Annotated in this window: 3 protein-coding genes; all 3 read right to left on the reverse strand. The window is 72.9% G+C overall.

The window, feature by feature from the left end; translation table 11 throughout:
• Window positions 1-1,032, reverse strand: a 1,032-nt coding sequence (gene holA, locus G7A99_RS03835) for a DNA polymerase III subunit delta (protein ID WP_163138925.1), incomplete at its 3' end; no start/stop codon positions are given.
• A gap of 2 nt (window positions 1,033-1,034) precedes the next feature.
• Entirely contained in the window at window positions 1,035-1,547 is a 513-nt protein-coding gene (gene lptE, locus G7A99_RS03840; RefSeq protein WP_018718627.1) for an LPS assembly lipoprotein LptE, read from the reverse strand.
• A partial coding sequence (locus G7A99_RS25155) for a leucine--tRNA ligase (RefSeq protein ID WP_240466083.1) occupies window positions 1,544-3,065 on the reverse strand: 1,522 nt, incomplete at its 5' end. The genes lptE and G7A99_RS25155, both read right to left, overlap by 4 nt.

Here is a 3,065-nt window from a genome sequence, read left to right on the forward strand (position 1 = left end):
GCCGGCGCGACCCGCACCGGCGGCCAATCGTGTCATCTCGCTGGCCAAGTGTAACAGTTCGTCCCACGGCCGGCCCCGGGCCGCGCCCTTGATCACCCGGTCGACCCGCGCGGCGTCCACCAGCAGCGCCTGCCAGCGCGAGGCGGGCACCGCCCCGGCGAGCTGCCAGAGGGGACGCTGTTCCGCCTTGCGGATGCGGTGACGCCGGAACACGGCGTCCGGCGACTCCCGGCGGCTGGCATGCGCGGCACGCAGCTCCAGCAGCACGCGCAGCATCCGCGCGAGCACGCCGAGCACCAGCACCGGCTCGTCATCCTCCTCGCGCAGGCCGTCGGTGATCCGCCACACCCGGGCGAGGTCGCCGGCGGCCACCGCCCGCGGCAGGTCGAAGGTGACGAAGCGGGCGCTGTCGCCCACCGCCTCCCGCACCTCGGCGGCACCGATGCGCCCGCCGTCGTAGAGCAGCGAAAGCTTGTCCACCTCCTGCGCGGCGGCGAGGAGATTGCCCTCGGCCCGCTCGGCGAGCAGCGCCAGCGCCTCCTCGTCCGCCTCCAGGCCCCGGGCACGCAGCCGCCGGGCGAGCCAGCCGGGAAGCTGGCCGGCGGCGACCGGCCACGCATGCACGTGGACCCCGGCACCGGCGAGGGCCTTCACCCAGGCGCTGCTGCGCTGGCGCGCGTCGATGCCGGCGGCCGCCACGACCAGCAGCGTATCCGCCGGCGGATCGCCGGCATACTCCTTGAGTGCGGCACCGCCGTCACGGCCGACCTTGCCGTCCGGGCAGCGCAGCTCCACCAGCCGGCGGCTGCTGAACAGCGACAGGCTGCGGGCGGCCTCGCGCAGACGCCCCCAGTCGAAACCGGCCTCGACCTGGAGCACCTCGCGCTCGTCGAAGCCGGCCGCGCGGGCGGCCTCGCGGATCTGCGACAGGGATTCCTCGACGAGCAGGGGCTCGTCGCCGGTGAGCAGGTACACCGGCGCGAGCCCGGCGCTCAGCTGGCGGGGGAGCTGCTCCGGGCGCAGCTCGGCCATAGTCAGGGCTGCCCCTGCTCCGGCGATGCCGCGGCCAGTCGCGCGAGCATCAGCCGGACCGCCTCCACGCGCAGGCTCTCCACCAGGCGGTTGCGGCGCGACTGCTCGGCGAGCGCGTCGTTGCCGTCGGCGCGGTAGGTGCCGTCGGTGGTGGCCACCATGGAGCGCGGCGGGGTGTCGCTGCCCGGTGTGCCGATGCGGTAGCTCAGCCGGTAGGTGAGCTCGTACTCCTCCGCCCGGCCACGGTCGTCCTTGGCGAGCACGCGGCGGTTCTGGTTCTCGGAGACGAGCTCCAGGCTCTGCTCGCCCGCGCCCTCGGCCACCATCCGGCCGCCGAGGGCGTTGAGCTCGCGGCGGACCACGCGCTCCAGCGTCGACAGGCCGTTGGGTGCGGTCACCGCGACCGCCCGTCCGGACAGTCCTTCCATGCCCGCACCGCGCAGCTGCCAGCCGCAGCCGGCAACGATCACGGCAGCCAGGCAGACGGTGAGCGCTCGGGTGAATGCACGCATCATTTCGCCACCACGTTGACCAGGCGGCCCGGGACGACGATGACCTTGCGCACCGTCTTGCCCTCGGTGAACCGCTGCACGTTCTCGTCGGCGAGCGCCGCGGACTCGATGGTGTCGTTGTCCGCGTCCGCCGCCACGTCGATACGGCTGCGCAGCTTGCCGTTGACCTGGACCACCAGCTCGACGGTCTCGCGGGTCAGGGCCGCCTCGTCCACCGCCGGCCAGGGGCGGTCGACGATGGCATCCTCGTGGCCGAGGACCTGCCACAGCCGGTGGGTGATGTGGGGCACGATGGGCGCGAGGATCAGCAGGGTGATCTCCAGCGCCTCCTGGCGCACGGCCCGGGCCCCGTCGCCGTCCGCCTGGAAACGTCCGACGTCGTTGGTCAGCTCCATCACCGCGGCGATGGCGGTGTTGAAGGTGAAACGCCGGCCCATGTCGTCGCCGGCCTTGCGCAGGGTCTCGTGGACCTTGCGGCGCATGGCGCGCTCGTCGTCGTCCAGGGCCTGCGGGTCCAGCGCCGGTGCCGGGCCCTCCGCCGCGTGGGCGGCGACGAGGTTCCACAGCCGGCGCAGAAAGCGCGACGCCCCCTCGACACCGGAGTCCGACCATTCCAGGGACTGCTCCGGCGGCGCGGCGAACATCGTGAACAGCCGCACGGTGTCGGCACCGAAGCGGTCCACCAGGGCCTGCGGGTCCACCGTGTTGCCCTTGGACTTGGACATCTTCGCGCCGTCCTTGAGCACCATGCCCTGGGTGAGCAGGTTGGTGAACGGCTCGTCCGAGTTCACCAGGCCCTCGTCGCGCATCAGCTTGTGGTAGAAGCGCGCGTAGAGCAGGTGGAGGATGGCGTGCTCGATGCCGCCGATGTACTGGTTCACCGGGGTCCAGTAGTCGGCACGCTCGTCGAGCATGGCAGTGTCGCTGTCCGCGCAGGCGAAGCGGGCGTAGTACCAGCTCGACTCCATGAAGGTGTCGAAGGTGTCGGTCTCGCGCTCGGCCTCGGCGCCACAGCGGGGGCAGGCGGTACGGTAGAACTCCGGCATGCGCTTGAGCGGCGAGCCGCCGGCCTCGATGGTGACCTCCTCGGGCAGCACCACGGGCAGGTCCTCGTCCGGCACCGGCACGTCGCCGCAGTCCGGGCAGTTGATCATGGGGATCGGCGCGCCCCAGTAGCGCTGGCGCGAGACGCCCCAGTCGCGCAGGCGGTAGTTCACCCGGCGGCGCCCGCGGCCGCCGGCCTCGAAATGCGCCGCCAGCCGCTCGAAGGCGTCGTCGGAGGACAGGCCGGTGTAGTCGCCGGAGTTCACCAGGGTCCCCCGGGCGGTGACCGCGCCCTCGCCGACGTCGCCGCCCTCGCCCTCCGGCTCGATCACCTGACGGATCGGCAGCTCGTAGGCGCGGGCGAACTCCCAGTCGCGCTGGTCGTGGGCCGGCACCGCCATGACCGCGCCGGAGCCGTACTCCATGAGCACGAAGTTGGCGACGTAGATGGGCAGCGCCTCGCCGGTGAGCGGGTGA

This window comes from Arhodomonas sp. KWT, from assembly GCF_010993615.1.

Excerpts from the sequence above, each read along its gene's own strand:
- lptE (WP_018718627.1), bottom strand. The coding sequence starts at position 1,547 with ATGATGCGTGCATTCACCCGAGCGCTCACCGTCTGCCTGGCTGCCGTG.